Genomic DNA, 18,565 nt, shown 5'->3' on the forward strand with positions numbered 1-18,565 from the left:
AGAAGGTAGAGAGGACAGAACGTTGACGAAGGAGTGAAAAAACATGAATATGAATGTCGAAAAGCAGGTCAATCAGCAAATCAATCAGGAAGACCGAGTATGGTTGGAGCGTACGTGGAGCAAGCTTCAAAGTAAGATGCAAGCAGAATGTGCGCGCATCGGTGCGAATATCCCGTACATTCCGGTTAATGGACGTTACGAAGACTTGGGCGAAAAAGATATTTATTGGTGGACGAACGGCTTTTGGCCGGGCATGCTGTGGCAGATGTATCAGGCGACCGGGGAGACCTCTTACCGCACTGCGGCGGAACAGGTCGAGGAACGGCTGGACACCGCGCTCCACGGCTTCGACGGTCTGCATCACGATGTCGGGTTCATGTGGCTGCATTCTGCGGTTGCCGACTATCGGCTGACCGGCAATCCGCGTTCCCGGACAAGAGGCCTGCATGCGGCGAATATTTTGGCAGGACGCTACAATCCGGCTGGACAGTTTTTGCGTGCCTGGAACGACGATCCGGGCCATAACCGCTCCGGCTGGATGATTATCGACTGCCTGATGAATATTCCGCTGCTGTACTGGGCAAGCGACGAGACGCAGGACCCGAGATACCGGGACATCGCGATTCTGCATACGGATACGGTATTGCGTACGACGCTGCGGGGAGACGGTTCGTCGAACCATATTATGATTTTCGATCCGGCTGACGGCTCCGTCTTGGAAAATCCGGGCGGACAAGGCTACGAAAGCGGTTCTTCATGGAGCAGAGGGCAGGCATGGGCGTTGTACGGCATGGCTCTGAGCCATCGTCATACGGGCAACAATGACTACCTGGACGCCGCCAAACGTATCGCGCATTACTTTATCGCCAATGTGGCTTCGACAGGCGATTTGCCGCTGGTCGACTTCCGCGCGCCCGCCGAGCCGGTGGTGTACGATACGACGGCGGCGATGTGCGCGGCTTGCGGCTTGCTGGAGATTGCCGGAGCGGTACCGGAATATGAACGTTCTCTGTATGTCAAAGCCGCATTCCGTATGTTACAGGCAACCGAGGCGAAATTCGTGAACTGGAACCCGGAAGAGGACGGCATCGTCGGCGGAGGAACGGTTGCCTATCATGGCGGAGAACACGAAATCCCGATTATCTACGGCGACTACTTCTTTATCGAAGCCGTGCTGCGGTTTTTGGATCAGGATAAACACCTATGGTAGACAAACAAGAAACAGCCGAAGGAAAAAAGACCCGGCAGTATTGGTTGGATACGATGCTGAAGATTGCGGACCCTGTGCTAAATGCGCTCGGCGAACGTAAGCTGAAGGAGCGTCTGCCGCTTGAGTTTCATCCGGACCGCGCTCCGTACGCGTGTCTGGAGGCGTTCGGAAGACTGATCTGCGGCATGGCGCCCTGGTTGGAGTCGGAGGGGCTTGAAGGCGAGGAAGAGGAACGGAGAGCTACACATGCCAAAAAGGTGCTGGATGGCATCGACTCTGCGACCGACCCCTCTTCGCCGGATTACATGAACTTTTCCGATATCGGCCAGCCGCTGGTGGATGCCGCTTTCCTGGCTCATGCACTGGTTCGCGCCCCGAAAGCGATCGCCGGTCAATTGCCTGAACCCGTGAAGCAGCGGCTGATGACAGAACTGCGCCGTACACGCCGCACCGTTCCGCCGAAAACGAATTGGCTGCTGTTCAGCGCAATGGTCGAAGCGGCGTTGCACGTACTGGGCGAAGAGGAGTATGACCGAATGCGCATCGATCTGGCGCTGCATCTGCATATGGACTGGTACAAAGGCGACGGCATGTACGGAGACGGCAAAGACTTCCATTGGGATTATTACAACAGCTTCGTGATTCAGCCGATGCTGGTGGATCTTGTGGCGCTCCTTTGCGATACATCGCCCGGTTACGCCGAGATGGCCGACACCGTGCTGGCGAGAGCCTCGCGTTACGCCTCGGTGCTGGAGCATATGATCGCACCGGACGGCACGTATCCGCCGATCGGCCGCTCAATCGTGTATCGTTTCGGAGCGTTCCAGCATTTGGCTCAGGCGTCTCTTCAGCATTTTTTGGAGGAAAAGATTGCGCCGGAGCAGGTACGCTGCGCGTTAACCGCTGTGATTCGGCGCATCATGGAATCTCCCGGAACGCTGGACGAGCAGGGATGGCTGACGCCGGGCTTGTACGGATATCAGCCGGAACTGGCGGAAGGCTACATTAGCGCAGGGAGTTTGTACTTGTGCTCGACCGTGTTCCTGCCGCTCGGGCTTTCGCATGATGATCCTTTTTGGGCGGGACAAGATGCCAAATGGACGTCGGCGAAAGTAGCGGCGGGAGAGCGTATCCAGGCGGACCAGGCGCTGTATCTTTGATTTTGCCGGCTTACCCTAAAAGAACCTGCGTCCTTTGAGCAAAAGGAGCAGGTTCTTTGACATTGTTGAATCAATCGAACAATTTGAAAAGGATTCGGAAAAATCCGAAAATCAGTCTTGGAGCAAAAGCCAGTACTTCGATTAAAATGTCGAAAAAGTCGAGCAATACGCTGAATTTCCCTTCACGCTCTCTCCGTCTATACCGCGCTCTTCCTGCCATGTTTTTTCCTCTCCCGTCGCTCTGGAATCATACTCTAATTTCCATTACGCATAAAAAAGTCGAAAGTTGCATCAAGACGCCTGCGTTGTGGAAAATATAACATATCAACTCAATACTTTACCCGATTTTCACGCGCCGAAACATCTCGTCCTTGAAAAAAGTTTGCTTTTTATCACATCGGAATGCTACAGTTAGGGTATTGCAAAAGGAGTACAACTTGATAGCCGTGCTTATTCAACAGTTCGGACTGTCCGTTTGTGGGTCCTTATTAAGGAGACTCATATGGAAATCGAAGAACGGAACGTAACGAAGGTGCACGCGGACTTGCAGCGTATTTTTACGAATGGCTACTTTGTCGTGATTCGGGTGTATAGCTCAGATGAGCTGTTCGTGGGACAAATTACGGAACTCGATCTGGGAGGCGGCAAGCTGACCATCGGCAAATGGGGAGAATTGAAGGAACTCTCTATCGAAGACATTTCAAGTACGGAAGTTCCGGGCCACTAATCATAATCGAACCGTCACTAAGTATATTAATCGCATATACACGCTTAACGCCTTTGAATGACCGAGGCGTTGGCTATACGAGCTTCGTCCTTTATGGGCGGGGCTTTTTATCTGATACGGAGAGGCTTGGCAAAACCGCGCGCAAAAAAAGGTCCGCCGAAGCGAACCTTTTTGAAAGAAAAGTCGAATTAGAATTTGGCAGCCAGTTCAGCCGCTTGTTTAACGCCTTCTTCGATGATCGAAGCTGCGCGGTCCGGGAATTGGTTGTGTCCTTCGACAACAACAGTCTCAGGGTTTTGGATGCCCCAGAAGCCCAATGTGTTTTTCACGTAGTTCAGGGACATTTCCATGCCGCTCATCGGCTCGATGGAGTACACGCCGCCACGTGCTTGCAGCAGAGCAACCTTTTTGTCGGTTACCAGGCCTACAGGGCCTTCAGCTGTGTATTTGAACGTTTTGCCTGCTTGGTTCAGGTAGAAGAGGTAAGTCAGCAGTTGAGCCGGGATCGTGAAGTTCCACAGTGGGAAGGCAAACACGACTTTGTCAGCGCCCAGGAATTGGTCCAGGTAGGTGTTAGCCAGACCCGCAAGGCGTTGCTCTTCCGAAGTGGCTTCGATGCCGTTAGCTGCTTTGTACAGGCCAGTCATCATATCGTTATCGTAGTAAGGAAGATCGGCTTCGAACAGGTTCAGTTCAGTTACCAGATCGTTCGGGTTAGCGGCTTTATAGCTTTGTACGAAGCTGTCGTACAGTTTTACCGTTGCCGATTGGTCGGCCGGGCGGTTGTTTGCTTTTACGAAAAGAACGTGGGACATGGATAATTTCCTCCTGAACAATATCTTTAGTATTTACTTTCTTAATTATAGTATATGAAATAAAAATAACCGTCAACCCTTTTTAGCAAAAAAGAAAGCAAGTTACTAGAACGTGTACGCAAAAGATGTACGTCGCCTGATTTTGCGTATACGGCCCAGCAGCTTGACCAAATCGAATGTAAGGTTGGGTTGGTCAAGTTACTAGTTTTTCAGGCCGTGGAAAAAGTTATGCGAGAGCGAAAAGAGAGCAGACTCCGAGAGAAATTGCCGGCACAGGCTTCCGAAGTGCATTTCTTCGAAATGCTTCAAGTCTTTCGCTGACTTTCTTTCTCCGTTTTTCTGCTTCCCGTCGCGCCGGACCTGCCCGGCAGCTTTTCTTTGTATTTTCTTCGAATTAATCCATTTCGGAAGAATAGATGCAGATATACACTTAATTTCTCCGTATCCTGCTTTTTTACGCTTCTTTTCTTCAAATAGCTGTATATCCGCGCTTATTTGAACAATCGGCAGTAAATCGAACAAAATAAGTGTCTTTGAGCACTTATTTCAATACGCGAATAGAATCATTGCGAGAAGAAGCGCTTCCGAAGCCTACATCGGCAATTTTTCCCGAAGCCTTTTCTTTTTCCGCGCGTGCGTGATTTTCTCGGCATTCTGGCAAGCAAACCACTACATCGCAGAAGCCCGATTAAGCCTTTTCGATACCGTATTTGCTCTTTTCCGAAATTTTAATATAATCTTCAGGTTTCTATCAGGTACGCTTAAGCTTAACTGGATATATTAATGACACAACCCCTCTGTAACATAGACTTTAGCCCCGACGCCTAGGCGCCGGGGCTCTTTTTTGCTTTTTATCCGATGCCACCCTTTTCGCAAACAAAAAAAGCTGCCTCAAAGCCGTTATCGACTTTTAAAGCAGCCTTGTCGTCAATTCTCTTACTTCTTTATCCTCTTACTCTCAACGGCTTCTTTATTTAAAAGGCTCTGTTTCGAGCGAAGCGAGAGGGCGGAGGGAGGAGATCAGTGAAAAACGCCTTTGAACTCGGAAAACCTCCCCTAGAATTTCTATCAGTTAGTTTTCCGAGTGAGACAGCGTTTTGAACGATCTCCTCCCGTAGCCCCGGTTTCGCACAAACAGAACGTCCCCTTTTACATAAAGAACGACAATCCCACAACAACCGCAATCGACCCCAACGTAAAGAACAGAATCGTGCGCAACTCGCGAACCATGATCAGACCTTCCTGCTTGTGATGATCTTCCGTACGGTGCAAAGTTCCTTTAGACATCAGTGTTTCCTCCTTTCCGGGCGAACTTGAATTCAGATCGCAAACCGGAAAAGAGCCACGAACGAACACCTGAATTTGAGCGGCCTCAGCATCCGGTGCTTACACAGAATCGGAATACGCGAGTCTGCATGGAGATTCCGCTGCACAAGTGCCACACAAGCCGACGAGAGCCAGAGAAAAGCAGGCAGACCGGGCGTGTCCGGGTAAGTCGTCGGATGATGCGCGGCAGGGGGGGTATAGTGATACTGCACATGATACGCCGAGTGCCGCAGCTCCGTTTCTGGCGAAACAAGATCCGAAGCGGCAAAGCGAATATCGGGCAGCAAGACAAAAAGCAAACACAACAGAAGAACGGCGACGTTGGTATAAGGTTTTAACTGCTTATTCTGCATGCCGCCGCCTCCATTTCTTTTCGAATTAACGTTCCTAATTAATTATGGTAAAAAGCGAATAGACCGTCAAGCGAGACAAGTCACGAGTATGTGTCTTCGTTTCCTATTGAAAAGAAAACTCGACCTGCGTTCCGTCCGGATAGTTCTCCAAAGCATTACCGACCCAGGAACCGGCTCCACGGTTATCGGAAGGAAGAATGTATTCGATATCCGCACCCGTGCCGCCTTCTTCGCACATCGCCATCGGCCATTCGTCTCGGTCCAAGCCTTTTTTCGTCGGAATGCCGCGCAGCGATTCTTCCCGGTTCTCTTTGGCACCGTCGCGATCAATCGTGCAAACAGCAGATTCTCCCTTGCTGATGGCATTTTGGATATGTGCAGCGGTCTTCGGGTAACGATCCACCGGAAATTCGAGCGTCACAACTTCCCCGGCAGGTGTCCCCGTATTACCAAAATCAACATCCAGATCCAATAAAGGACCTACCACCTTATAGATTTGAGGGGCGAATAAAGCCAGTACAATTGCGATTACAATCGTAATTAGCGACGGTGCGCGACCTTTTTTCTTACGGGAATTTTTTTTACTCACACGAAAAAGCCTCCTTAGCCGGTAGTCGAAGCTTCATTATACCGGAAAAAAGGCTTATTCGTGTACGAAAATTTGCCGATATTCAAGCAAACACGTCGCTGCAAACCTATCGAATCTACCGATCGTATTCCTCGGAATCCTCAGGATCAACAATTAGGCTTTCGTCGCGGGTCAGATTGTCCTGCGTCACTTTTTTGAATTCGCCCGGGTCCGTATCCTCGTAGCGGGGATCGGCTTCGGGAATGCCGTCAGGGCCGGGCCCTTTGTCCTTCACTTCGGCTTGGGGATCTCTAGTCATGCTTCTCACCCTTTCTACTGGTTTGTTAAAACCATACACGTTCTTAGCCTGGATGAAACATTTCATGAAATTTCATGTGCGTATGTCCATAAACCATGAATTTCAGCGTGCGAATGAGATTGAACGCGCTGTGCTTCGCGGCGAGGATGCCTTATCTTGAAAGTGTGAAAAAAAGGACGAAAACGAATGAAAACGGCATTAATCTGAGATTGCTAATTATGGATGAAATCCTTAAAGTAAAGCGGTAGATTCTGCTTCGGGTGGTTAGCGTACCCGCGATCGAACCTCTAACTTACGACATCAACCAAAGAAGGAAGTAACCAACCATGACAGGCAAAATCAAAAGATTTCTGATCGGCAGACCGATGAAATCGAACGAACTCGAGGGCGAAAAGCTCGGCAAGCTCAAAGCACTGGCTATTCTTTCGTCAGACGCATTGTCTTCCGTCGCGTACGGAACCGAACAAATCCTTATTGTCCTCATCCTGGCCGGAGCTGCTGCGCTCTGGTACTCGCTGCCGATTGCTCTGGCGGTGCTGGCTTTGCTGGCGATTCTGATCGTCTCCTACCGCCAAACGATTTTTGCCTATCCGACCGGAGGCGGTGCTTATATCGTCGCCAAAGATAATATCGGGAAATTTTCAAGCCTGATCGCCGGCGGCTCGCTGCTCGTCGATTACATTCTGACCGTAGCCGTAAGTTCCTCGGCAGGCACGGATGCGATCACATCAGCTTTCCCGGTATTGCATGACGATCGCGTACTGATCGCGCTCGCCATGATCGTCTTCCTGACCCTGATGAACCTGCGCGGCGTGACCGAGTCCGCATCCGTGCTGGCGATTCCGATCTATGCGTTCGTCGTATCGATCTTCCTGCTGATTATCATCGGCACGATCAATTACTTCACGGGAGGCGCACCGGCGGCGGCTCCGCAGATGGAAGCGACCATCTCGAACGTCAGCCTGTTCCTGCTGCTGAAGGCGTTCAGCTCGGGCTGTTCGGCACTGACTGGCGTAGAGGCCGTCTCCAACGCCATTCCGAACTTCCGCGATCCGGCTCCGAAAAACGCGGCCGCTACGCTGGTAATGATGGGGCTGATCCTGGGCGCGATGTTCACCGGAATCACGCTGCTCGCTTATTGGTACGGCATCCGTCCGGACGAGAAGGCGACGGTCATTTCCCAGATTGCCGAAGCGACGTTCGGCCGCGGCTGGATGTACTTTATGATTCAGGGCGTGACGGCGATCATTCTGTTCCTTGCGGCCAATACGGCCTATTCCGCGTTTCCTCTGCTGGCATTCATGCTGGCGAAGGATAAATATCTGCCGCATATGTTCATGGTGCGTGGCGACCGTCTGGGTTTCTCGAACGGGATTATTTTCTTGAGCGTCATGTCGGCTATTTTGGTCGTCGTGTTTGAAGGAAATACGGATAGCCTGATTCCCCTGTATGCCGTCGGCGTATTTATTCCGTTCACGCTGTCCCAGCTCGGTATGATGATCCGCTGGATCAAACACAAACCGAAAGGCTGGCAAGGCAAGCTCGTCGTGAATACGATCGGGATGCTGACGACGCTGTCTATTACGTTAATCTTCGTTTTCACCAAATTCGCGCAGGTCTGGGTCGTGTTCATTTTCCTGCCGATCGTCGTCTATCTGTTCGCGAAGATTCACCGGCATTATGAAAATACGGCCGATCAGCTTCGGATTGACCTTGCGGTCGACAAACCTTGCGTCAAAGGCAATACGGTTATCATTCCGGTGTCGGGCATTACGCAGGTTGTTCGCAATACGGTCAGCTACGCCAAAACACTGTCGGATAGCGTAGTGGCTGTGTATATCGGCTTTGATGACGAGTCGATTCGCAAGATGGAGGAAAAGTGGGAAGAATGGGACCCCGGCATCCGCCTGATCGTGCTCAAATCCCGTTATCGCAGCATCATGCGTCCGCTTCGCAAGTTCATTGATACCGTAGAATGGAAAAAAGGCGAACAGGACAATATTACCGTGCTGATTCCGCAGTTTATCACAAAGCACTGGTGGGAAGCGGTGCTGCATAATCAAACAAGCTTGATGATGAGGGCTTATCTGCTTAACTATAAGGACGTTATTGTAACGACTGTACCGTTTCACCTTCATAAGTAGAAGAGGGGAGGGGATTCTGGTCCGCTTGGTTGAGGCGCTGCGGGAGAAATTACCAGCATATGCTTCCGAAGTGCATTTCTTCGAAATGCTTCACAAGACGCTGTCTCACGCAGAAAACCTTTGGTTTTCCGCGTTCAAAGGCGTCTTTCACTGAATTTTTCCCTTCGCTTTTGCGGCGCGTACAGGATTGTTTGGGGGAAGAAGAGCAAAGCCGCCGGTTGTAATCGGCGGCTTTTTTGTGTAGAGAAAAAGGATTTGTTGGCTTGATAAAGAACATGTGTTCCTATATAATTTAAGTATAGAACACATGTTCTTTTTTGAATGGAGGGTTTGGATATGCCGACGAAATATGTGGGAGAAGTCGTGGAGATCGTGTATATGGATAAGGATGGGAATTTATCGCAGCGAAGAATCGAAGTGCACGGTATCCGCGGTGAGTTGGTGTATTCGACTTGTTTGACGAGCGGGGAACGGAGAACGTTTCGCAAGGATCGGATTCTGGCGTGTAAGCCTTCGCCGTTTCGGCGGCGAGAGATGGAGAAGAATAATCGATCGATTACTTTGCATGGGTGAGATTTATTTCATATCGTTTGCTAGCTAACTTGGTATACAATCAATCCGTAAATTGCTAATAGAGGAGAGATTGGGTTGAAGAAGAAGGTTTTTGCTACAATATTGGCGGGTACATTGTTAACGGGAGCGGCGATCGGCGCAGGTGCAGCACCTGTAACCGAGAAAATCACCGCAGCTTTGAACTGGGGAGTCAAGCTGGAGAGCGCAGGATTGGAATGGACGCCTAAAGATGCTGCCGGGAACAAGACCCCGCCGATCACATACAACGGCTCGACTTATCTGCCGGTACGAGCAGTATCTGATCTGTTGGGCGTTGCAGTGGATTGGAAGAAGGATAGCAACACAATCTACGTGGGCGAGAAGCAAGATTCTGTGGATTTGATCTCGTTTACGTTGGAAAATGATTACTCTGTACAGAAAACGAAGGATAAACAATTTACTGTTCAAGCAGGCAAAGACTATAAATCAGGCTTATTATTCAGTGGTATCAACTCGGCAAGCAGGGAAGCTATCTTATTGACAAAAGGAGCTTACCAGACGGCGGAATTGACTTTTGCGGGAATTGAAAATGAACGTGAGCTCACTGTTCAAATTATGGATGAAAATGAGATTGTTTTTAAAGAAATTAAAATTGCTGCGGCTTCGGCACCTCAAAACGTGACCGTAGATATTCAAGCAGCCAAAAAACTGATGATCTCTGTTTCAGGAGGGGTCGGAGAGAGTGATCAATTATTCGTAGGTGGAAGTCTTAAATAATATAAAAAATGCTAAAGTAGCATGAACAGATCGACGAGAAAGTCTAACGTAACTAGAAGCGAGAAGACGGAGAGAGAAATTCAGTGAAGGAATGAAATGTTCGCCTTTGAAATCGGGAAAATACAAATAAAAGTTCAATCCTATTTTCCCGATTTCAACACGCGACCTACAGGCTTTCGGAGAAAGCCACTTCGTAAGCATCCGCTAACGAATTTCTCCTGGAGTCTTCTCGCTTCCCGCTCCAACCTGACTTCACCGACAATATGAAGGCTACCTCAAATCGAGGTAGCCTTTTAAACATCGGCGCAAAAAGAAAAAGCCGTCCCGGAGGACGGCTTTTCTACCCATGGCGCTATTGCTTTCTTAGCTTCCGTATCCCGCGCCGCCGGGCAATCTCTAATTAAAGAGCTGCACCGACTTGGGTAAGGGATACGTTCAGCATACTGTTACAGATGTGAACGCACCTCCTTTCTTGTTGGGACTATATTAGCATAGCGTAAACGCGTTGCCAACCCTTTTTTCAATAAACTTTTCCGGATTTTTGTTCTCCGTATTAAAGAATAAAAAGGTGAAAAATTCACAAAAGTTATCTAATAAAGAATCGAGCTTGCCGGATAATTAAAAAACGAAATCCGATTCTTCATATAAAATTTTGACGAATTTCGTCGATAATAAATAAGGCTTAAAATAAATGTCCGTGAACGGTTATGAACGGCTTATGTGCATCTTGTAGCAACAATCATAGACAGGAGAGAGAAAAAGAAATGAAAATGTCGATTCAAACCAAACTGTTGAGTGGATTTTTAGGGGTTATTTTGCTGCTTTTGCTTGTTGTCTTCGTAGCTTTGAGCAACTTGAATGGCATGGGACACCAAGCCAAAGAAGTCAATACCAAATGGATGCCGAGCGTAACGCTGCTGGGAACGATGAACGGCGACGTTTCAGACGTGGAGCGTCTCGTATTGAATATGATGGTCGAAAGCCGTTCGAGCAACGTGTCCGAAATCCAGGATAAATATACGGCTTTGCTGAGCAAGATCGAACAAGAACGCGAACAGTATCAGCAATTGATCCGCAGCGACGAGGAGCAGCAGTTGTATGACGGGTTTTCGTCCAACTATGACGCGTATATCGCAGCTGTTCCGAATCTGCTTCAGGCCGCGCAAAACAACAATGCGGAAACGGCGCGCGATTTGCACCGCGAGATCTTCGAGTCGTGGAATACGGCGAACGATACGATTACGCAATTGATCGAACTGGACAATCGCCAAGCACAGGGCATGACGCAGGAAGCTTCGGACAAAGCGGCTTTCGCTACGACGATTATTATCGTGGTCAGTGCCGCCGCTGTCGTGCTGGCCGCTTTGATCGCCGTGCTGCTCGGCCGTATGATCGCTATGCCGCTCAAACGCGTCCAAAAAGCGGCGGAACGCATCGCGGAAGGCGATCTGACGGGCGAACCGCTGAAAGTCCGCAACCGCGACGAGATCGGCGCGCTGGCTTCGTCGTTCAACGATATGTCGCATAGCCTGCGCGAACTGATCGAATCCGTCGCCGCTTCTTCCGAACTGGTTGCCGCTTCGTCGGAACAATTGACGGCAAGCGCCGAACAAAACAAATTGGCTTCGGAGCAAATCGCGGCAACGGTGCAAGAAACAGCGGCGGGCACGGTTCGCCAGGTTGATATTGCCGAGACGTCTTCGCAAGCGATGCAGGAAATGTCGCTTGGCGCGGAACAGATTGCGGAACGTGCGCAGACCGTTGCAACGTCGGCGGCTGAAGCGGCACACAAATCCGAGAGCGGCAACCAGGCGATTCGTCAGGCGATCAGCCAGATGGACTCGATCCGTGAATCCGTAACATCCATGAGCGGTGTCGTAAAAGAGCTGGGTACGCGTTCGGAAGAAATCGGCATGATTACAAGCGATATTACGGCAATCTCTTCGCAAACGAATCTGTTGGCACTGAATGCAGCTATCGAAGCAGCGCGTGCGGGTGAAGCCGGCCGTGGATTTGCGGTTGTGGCAGATGAAGTACGCAAGCTGGCTGAACAATCGTCCGAATCGGCAAAACGGATCACGGAACTGGTATCGCTGATTCAAGCCGATACAAGCAGCGCGATCGAAGCAGCGGACGCGAACGACCGCGAAGTCTACAAAGGCATCGAGATGGTATCGGCAGCCGGCGAAGCGTTCGAAGATATTCTTGAAGCGGTTGGCAAGGTAGCGGGGGATATCGAAGAAGTATCGGCCGGAGCGGAAGAAATGTCTGCCAGCACGACCGAGATTCTGCATTACGTGAACCAAAGTTCGACCATTGCCGGAGAAGCTTCGTCGGGAATGACAGAAGTATCGGCTGCGACGCAACAGCAACTGGCTTCGATGGAAGAGATCGCGTCCTCTTCGTCTTCGTTGTCCGAGACGGCCGAGCAACTGTACACCAATGTAAACCGCTTTAAAATCTAATTTCAACTATGCTTTTCATTAGCCGTATGCCTGAGCTTCATTTTTAATAAATGTAGCAACATGTATACGGCTTTTTATTGACATAGTCAGGAAAATCATGCTATGATCTTTCAAGTCGGCAATAAATGATTTCCTTCATTATGCCGGGGTGGTGGAATGGCAGACACAGCAGACTTAAAATCTGCCGGGAGTACTCCCGTACCGGTTCGAGTCCGGTCCTCGGCATCTGTAAGGCCAGAACGTCGTGTATCTTTTACTTCGGGTAAAAGATACGCGACGTTTTTTTGTGTTGCAGCGATGAAGCAGATGTTATAATGAGTGATAACAAGAAAGTAAGCGCTTAATTTCTTGCTGCTATGCAGTTCGATGGAACGGAGCTGCCTGGCTTACGAATTACATAAATAGATGGACGGAGGCAGGACATGAATAGCAATAAAGCCATGGAAGCGAAGTTGAATAGAATTCCGGCACCAAACGGGCAGCCGCGAGATCGGATTGTAGAAGCGTTGGACAAAGTCACCCAGAGGCTCATGAACTTGCAACGCCCTGACAATGAAGATGAATTGAAAGCGCTTGACGGAGAAGCAGCGCGTCGAGGTTATTTCGCTCGTGATTTTGGCATGGATGTCTGGGATTGGCCGCAAGGCATCGGACTCTACGGACTGGCGAAAGTCGGTGCGTATTTTGAGGATGAGCGTTTTTCCGAGTATGCCAAGCCTTGGATGGTTCAGCGGCTGGAGGAAGGACTGCCTAGCCGTAACATCAATACGACAGCACCTCTTTTATCCCTGATGGAGCTGCCGGAAGCCGAAGCGCTCAGTCTGGAATGGGCCGAATGGTTGGCAAAAGGGTTGCCGCGAACAGAAGAGAATGGCTATCAGCATATGACAACGGGAGCTACAGCCGCTGAAGTCACGTTGAACGAGAATGAGATCTGGATCGATACCCTGTTCATGGCGATCTTGTTTACAGCCAGAATGGGGGTTAAATATGACCGTGCGGATTGGCGACAATCTTCGCTGCATCAACTGTTGCTACATATTAAATATCTGTATGACCGGAAGACCGGACTCTTTTTCCACGGTTGGAACTTTACCGGACGTCATAATTTTAGCGAAGCCTTTTGGTGTCGCGGTAATGGATGGTTTACGCTGGGACTGCCGGAATATATCGATCTGATGCGTCCCTATCTGGATGAAGGCGTGCTTCTTTACCTGACCCAGACGTTCCGGTCTCAAGGTGAAGCGTTGCTGCGATTGCAGCATGAAGACGGTCTTTGGCATACCTTGCTGGATGATCCGGCAAGCTATACCGAGACTTCCGGTTCTGCCGCAATCGCGGCAGGTATTCTTTTCGGGGTGCGACGGGGTCTGTTGGATGAGCATTTTGCCGAGGCGGCGATGAAGGCTGTCGAGGCTGTATTGGCGCGAATCGGAGAAGACGGTTCGGTGGAAGGGGTATCCGCGGGCACGCCGATCGGGAAGCTGCGTGAAGATTATGCGCAGATTGTCATGGCACCGATGGCATATGGCCAGGCATTGGCGATTGCTTTACTTGGCGAAGCGCTGTACCGAAGTTAAGTGGCTGATTGCTGAAAGTCGTCATCATTATATCGTTCTAATGATTCAAGTGCGGTTGAATCGTTAATGTGCGAGAAGGGAGTCGTCCATTGTCCCGAACATGGTACCGACGGCTATTGCTGTCTTATTTTCCGATTTTTTTGCTGACCGTCACTATTTTGATTTTTGCCTCTTTCGTGTTCGTGAACGATATTTCTCGTCAAGAGACGAAGAAAGCCGACGGCGTCGCTTCTCGTTATCTGGTGGACAATGTAGATCGCGCGGTACAAGAAGCGGAAATATCGGTGCTCGAAGCGGTAGAAGAAACTTCGGCTTACAAAGCTTATTTTAATGAACCCGAGGGGGACCGAACGGCCAACGTCTATGCGATCGCACGCAGTTTGCGCAGCATGACGGATGCTTCCCTATACATCGAATCCGTTTATCTTTATGATCGAAAAAATGAAAGCGTTTTAACTCAAAGTGGCCGTACAGAGGCTGCCGGCTTTTCCGATGCAGACTGGCTGAAGCAGATCAACTCAGGTGAATTGACACCGGGTTGGCAGCCATTACGGGAGTATACGTCAGGCTTTTCCGTGCAGCCGGTTCGGGTGCTGACGATCAACAAGAATATGCCGCTTCCGTTCGGAACGGACGGCGTGTTGGTCATCAATTTGAAAATGAGCGCGTTGGAGCGTCTGATCGACAATATGGTCAATGAACAGTTGTCGTTTGTCACGATTGCCAATGCGGATGGACAATTGGTTTATCAAGCCCATGCCGAAGAAGGGGATGGCAAAGCCCTCAACGAACTAAAGCTGAATCGACTGGGTTGGACGTTCTCCAGCGGGATTCGGGCAGCCAGTTTGTTCGGATGGGTATCCGTGATCTCCTATCTGTGGGTCGCGATCGCGATCGGAACCGTGGTCTGCGCGATTCTGTATCTGATCTACATCACACGACGCAACTACAAACCCGTGCAGGTGATCATGAATCGCATTGAAGCGTACCAGATTCGGGCGATGGATCAAGGAGAAAAACGTACGGATGAATTAAAGCTAATCGACGGCGTATTGGAGAATCTGATTCACCATACCCAAGATTACGAGCAGAAAAGCCGGGAAAACGAGCTGCTCCAGCGCAGCCGGTTATTTACTGAGCTATTGCGGGGAGAGCGTACGGAACAGGCAGCCAGCAAACTCGAAACGTTTTCTCCTTTAATCGGAGTCTCTGCGTCTTCGCGTTTTGCCGTTGTCGTACATGAGATTGAGCGATATGAGAGCGTCTTCCGCGATCGGTATACCCGAGGGGATCAGAACACCCTTAAATATGCCTTGATGAATGTCTTCCAGGAACTATCCCGGGGGGCAAAGCTTCAGGCTTGGGCCGAATGGGTCGGAAGCGACCGGCTTGCGGTTATTTTTCTCGCTGGAGAAGACGATGCGGAGACGACAGAGGAGCTGCGTAGACTCGCCGAAAGTTATAAGGAGTGGGTAGCCAGTCATCTCCGATTGTCGCTTTGCTGCGGGATCGGTCCTATCGTGCAGTCGGCGGAGCGCATTCGGGTCTCCTATGAGGCTGCCGAGTCCGTTATGCGGCATAAGCTGCTTTTGAGCGACGACGTCATGCTGGCAGATACCGAGGATTCCGCACCCCAACTTTTGGAGACGTACCGCTACTTACAAACGATCGCGGAGTTGGTCAAGCAATTCCGAATGTCGAACGGTCAATGGCGGGAGCAGTTGGATCTGTTGTTTGCCGGATTTGAACAGGATTTCGTAAAAGACGAGGCGATTCTTTCATTGATCCAGGCGTTGCTGCAAATGCTGGGCCGCGAAGTCGCCGTCATGTCCGAAGGATTGGAACAAGGGTTATCGGATGCGCAGACGGCAGGACTTGAGCAGCGTCTTCAGGATGCTGCAACCTTAGCCGATGTGAAAAGCATTTTGGCAGACTACTTGACTGACCTGTTCCGTTTGTATGTCTCGGCGAGCGAAACCAAAAGCTATCGCGCAATGGTCAGCGAAATGAAGACATACATCGAAGAAAACTTCGCTAATCCCGACCTGTCTCTCAAGCATCTAAGCGACCGTTTCCAAATCTCGGGCAAATATGCTAGTTATCTGTTCAAGACCGAGTTCGATATGAAGTTCGTGGATTTCGTGACCGAGCTGCGTATGAAGGAAGCCGAGCGATTGTTACTGGAGACCGAATGCCCGCTTCAGGATATCGCCCTTCAAGTGGGTTATGCGAATGCGATTACGTTCGGTCGTGTGTTCAAAAGAATATCCGGGATTACGCCGGGAGATTATCGGAGACAGAAAAGAAATATGATTAATGAAGTGCGTTAACCGCGCTCGAAAATCCCACCCTATCCACATTGCGAACCCTTCACGCCCTAAGAAGGGTTCGCCCAACGATCTCGAAAATCCGGCGCGATTAACGCACCGCGCACCGTCACGCGTCACACCAAAAAGCGCGTTACCCGATTTTCTTAAAGTCTACTCCACCCTATGAAAGCCGCACTTGTCGCTCATTCTCCCCCAGAGAAAAGCGCTACAATGCGGCTTTTTCACGCAAAAAACGCAAATACGAATTTAGTGCATTGCACGAAAAAAGTTTATCGACAGCTCATTCCCATGCGATGTAAGCGATTTCTTTGTTGACTTTTTTACGAAAAAAGTAGGTTGGACGAAAAAAGTCAGGGCAATAAACCGAAAGGTAGATTTTGGTTGGAAGGTGGCATCCGAAAGAGGTTTATTGCCACCCGGCGTCGTGATATGGAATACTGGGGTCACTCCGAAACGGTCAACGTGCAAGCTTGCCGGATGGAGGCCAAAGATTTTCCGATAGTCTGCCATACCACAGAAAAAGGAGATGGGAAAATGACACGGAACACGCGTAGAGGGGTCATGAAAAAAGCGATGGGGGCCGCACTCGCTACAGTAATGGGCGTCGCGCTGCTGTCGGGCTGTAGCGGCTCTGCTTCCAATGAAGAAGCGGCGTCGGGATCGACAAGCACGAATGGGGAACGCGTTACATTGAAGGTAGAAGTGTTCGACCGCGGCAACAGCCCATCGCCGTACACGATCACCAATAACTGGCTGACGCAATATGTACAAAAAGAATTCGGCGATCCGAACAACATCGACGTTGAATTCGTACCGATCCAGCGCTCCGAAGAAACGACCAAGCTGAACGTACTGATGGCAAGCGCAAGCGACGTGCCGGATATCGTATTCGTTTATGATTCCAGCGTATTTTTCCGTTATGCGCAGCAAGGAGGTCTGACAGATGTCGGCCCGCTGCTTGAAGAACATGGTTCGAATCTCAAATCCTACTTAGGCGACGATACGTTGAAGTTCGGCCAACTCGAAGGCACGCAATTCGCGATTCCGGGCAAACGGGCGATCACGGCGCGTTACAACTCCTATATCCGTCAGGATTGGCTGGATAAGCTCGGTATGAAGGCTCCAACCACAACAGATGAGCTGTATGAAACTTTGAAAGCGTTTAAAGAGAAAGATCCGGGCGGCGTAGGCTCCAAAGTCATCCCGATGGGCATGGCACTCGCACCTGCTCAATACGAACCGCTGATCTACTCGTTCATCAAGCCGGTTCAAGGCGATCTGACTTACAGCCAACGGTATGAGCTGCCTCTACACGAAGGCTTCAAAGACGCGATGCAGTTCCTGAACAAGCTGTACAACGAAGGTCTGATCAGCCAGGACTTCAGTCTTGATGAAGAACGGGAACAACTGAACAAAGACTTCCAAAACGGCCTGACCGGCTTCATGACCGAAGACGTCGGCCAAATCCTGTACGCGGACGGTACGCTGGAAAATCTGTACAAAAACCTTCCGGACAGCAAAGTCGTGGCGCTCGACGCTTACACCAACGACAATGCGGACGGCAAACATATCAAGTCCCGCTATGGCACGAACGGCCTGTACATCATGATTCCGAAAAGCAGCAAACGCTCGGTGGAAGCGGTCAAATACCTGGATTGGATGACATCCGGCGATAACCTGCTGACGATGTCCAACGGCGTGGAAGGCGAAAACTACGATATGACGGACGGCATTCCGGTGATCAAAGAAGATGCGGCGCAAGATATCAAAGACCGTGTGTACAATGCCGGCGATATGGCGATCATGGCGAACGGCAAAGTGATCGGCGATCAGGAAATGAACGAAAAAGCCTGGATTGCCGGGTTCCCGAAAAACAATCAGGAACTAATGAGAGCGTCGATCGACGTGGCGAATGCCGATACCGTCGGTCCGATCATCTTCGACCGTCCGATCGAAGCCGAATCGAAATACGGTACGGCGCTGAACGACAAGCTCAAAATCATCATCGTGCAATCGGCTATGGCGAAACCGGATCAGTTCGAAGCCGTGTACGAACGTGAAATGAACGACTACATGAATATCGGCGGCTCCGCGCTCAAAGAAGAATTGGAGCAAGCGCTGCAAGCTCAAAACTAAGCCGCAAACAGAAAGGATCGGGGCAAACGCCAGACGGTGAGCAGTTTGCCCCGGTTTCATTTTCAGATCGGATCGAAGCCTTCCCTACCCAGGCGACGACGCC

16 protein-coding genes and 1 tRNA gene are annotated in these 18,565 nt (G+C 50.3%); 11 read left to right on the forward strand and 6 right to left on the reverse strand.

Features of this window, described 5'->3' with window-relative positions; translation table 11 throughout:
• The first annotated feature begins 43 nt into the window (after positions 1-43).
• The 3 genes from WKI47_RS10300 to WKI47_RS10310 all read left to right on the forward strand — a co-directional run bounded on the left by WKI47_RS10300 (position 44) and on the right by WKI47_RS10310 (position 3,097).
• Positions 44-1,210: a glycoside hydrolase family 88 protein gene (locus WKI47_RS10300; protein ID WP_340227044.1), complete on the forward strand. Its 1,167-nt coding sequence runs from the start codon at positions 44-46 to the stop codon at positions 1,208-1,210.
• Positions 1,204-2,370, forward strand: a complete 1,167-nt coding sequence (locus WKI47_RS10305) for a DUF2264 domain-containing protein (protein ID WP_340227045.1) — start codon at positions 1,204-1,206, stop codon at positions 2,368-2,370. Before WKI47_RS10300 ends, WKI47_RS10305 begins: the two co-directional genes overlap by 7 nt.
• A 502-nt stretch (positions 2,371-2,872) precedes the next feature.
• Positions 2,873-3,097, forward strand: a complete 225-nt coding sequence (locus WKI47_RS10310) for a hypothetical protein (protein WP_340227046.1) — start codon at positions 2,873-2,875, stop codon at positions 3,095-3,097.
• Between the two features lie 188 nt (positions 3,098-3,285).
• Here WKI47_RS10310 and WKI47_RS10315 read toward each other — a convergent pair whose 3' ends face one another.
• The 6 genes from WKI47_RS10315 to WKI47_RS10340 form a co-directional block, all read right to left on the reverse strand.
• Complete coding sequence (locus tag WKI47_RS10315) at positions 3,286-3,912, reverse strand: FMN-dependent NADH-azoreductase (protein WP_037289827.1); 627 nt, start codon at positions 3,910-3,912, stop codon at positions 3,286-3,288.
• A 201-nt stretch (positions 3,913-4,113) separates the two neighbouring features.
• Entirely contained in the window at positions 4,114-4,434 is a 321-nt protein-coding gene (locus tag WKI47_RS10320; protein ID WP_340227047.1) for a hypothetical protein, read from the reverse strand.
• A 627-nt stretch (positions 4,435-5,061) separates the two neighbouring features.
• A complete protein-coding gene (locus WKI47_RS10325) occupies positions 5,062-5,199 on the reverse strand; it encodes a hypothetical protein (protein ID WP_340227048.1) in 138 nt (45 codons plus the stop codon).
• 32 nt (positions 5,200-5,231) lie between these two features.
• Entirely contained in the window at positions 5,232-5,591 is a 360-nt protein-coding gene (locus WKI47_RS10330) for a hypothetical protein (RefSeq protein WP_340227049.1), read from the reverse strand.
• A 103-nt stretch (positions 5,592-5,694) separates the two neighbouring features.
• Complete coding sequence (locus WKI47_RS10335; RefSeq protein ID WP_340227507.1) at positions 5,695-6,063, reverse strand: NucA/NucB deoxyribonuclease domain-containing protein; 369 nt, start codon at positions 6,061-6,063, stop codon at positions 5,695-5,697.
• 232 nt (positions 6,064-6,295) lie between these two features.
• The gene (locus tag WKI47_RS10340; protein ID WP_340227050.1) at positions 6,296-6,478 is read right to left on the reverse strand and encodes a hypothetical protein; all 183 of its coding nucleotides are present in this window, start codon (positions 6,476-6,478) and stop codon (positions 6,296-6,298) included.
• A 326-nt stretch (positions 6,479-6,804) separates the two neighbouring features.
• Between WKI47_RS10340 and WKI47_RS10345 the strand changes: the two genes are divergently transcribed.
• The 8 genes from WKI47_RS10345 to WKI47_RS10380 all read left to right on the forward strand — a co-directional run bounded on the left by WKI47_RS10345 (position 6,805) and on the right by WKI47_RS10380 (position 18,462).
• On the forward strand, positions 6,805-8,622 hold the full coding sequence (locus WKI47_RS10345) for an APC family permease (protein ID WP_340227051.1): 1,818 nt from the start codon (positions 6,805-6,807) through the stop codon (positions 8,620-8,622).
• A 336-nt stretch (positions 8,623-8,958) separates the two neighbouring features.
• Complete coding sequence (locus tag WKI47_RS10350) at positions 8,959-9,195, forward strand: hypothetical protein (RefSeq protein ID WP_340227052.1); 237 nt, start codon at positions 8,959-8,961, stop codon at positions 9,193-9,195.
• 75 nt (positions 9,196-9,270) lie between these two features.
• Complete coding sequence (locus WKI47_RS10355; RefSeq protein WP_340227053.1) at positions 9,271-9,951, forward strand: stalk domain-containing protein; 681 nt, start codon at positions 9,271-9,273, stop codon at positions 9,949-9,951.
• 764 nt (positions 9,952-10,715) lie between these two features.
• Positions 10,716-12,416, forward strand: a complete 1,701-nt coding sequence (locus tag WKI47_RS10360) for a methyl-accepting chemotaxis protein (protein ID WP_340227054.1) — start codon at positions 10,716-10,718, stop codon at positions 12,414-12,416.
• Between the two features lie 142 nt (positions 12,417-12,558).
• Positions 12,559-12,641: transfer RNA gene (locus WKI47_RS10365), tRNA-Leu, on the forward strand.
• A gap of 197 nt (positions 12,642-12,838) precedes the next feature.
• Positions 12,839-13,996, forward strand: a complete 1,158-nt coding sequence (locus tag WKI47_RS10370) for a glycoside hydrolase family 88/105 protein (RefSeq protein ID WP_340227055.1) — start codon at positions 12,839-12,841, stop codon at positions 13,994-13,996.
• 89 nt (positions 13,997-14,085) lie between these two features.
• Positions 14,086-16,326 (forward strand): helix-turn-helix domain-containing protein, encoded by a 2,241-nt coding sequence (locus tag WKI47_RS10375; protein WP_340227056.1) that lies wholly within the window; start codon positions 14,086-14,088, stop codon positions 16,324-16,326.
• A 534-nt stretch (positions 16,327-16,860) separates the two neighbouring features.
• Positions 16,861-18,462 (forward strand): extracellular solute-binding protein, encoded by a 1,602-nt coding sequence (locus WKI47_RS10380; RefSeq protein ID WP_340227057.1) that lies wholly within the window; start codon positions 16,861-16,863, stop codon positions 18,460-18,462.
• Positions 18,463-18,565 lie beyond the last annotated feature (103 nt).

Source organism: Saccharibacillus sacchari (assembly GCF_037722395.1).
Taxonomy (GTDB): Bacteria; Bacillota; Bacilli; order Paenibacillales; family Paenibacillaceae; genus Saccharibacillus; species Saccharibacillus sacchari_A.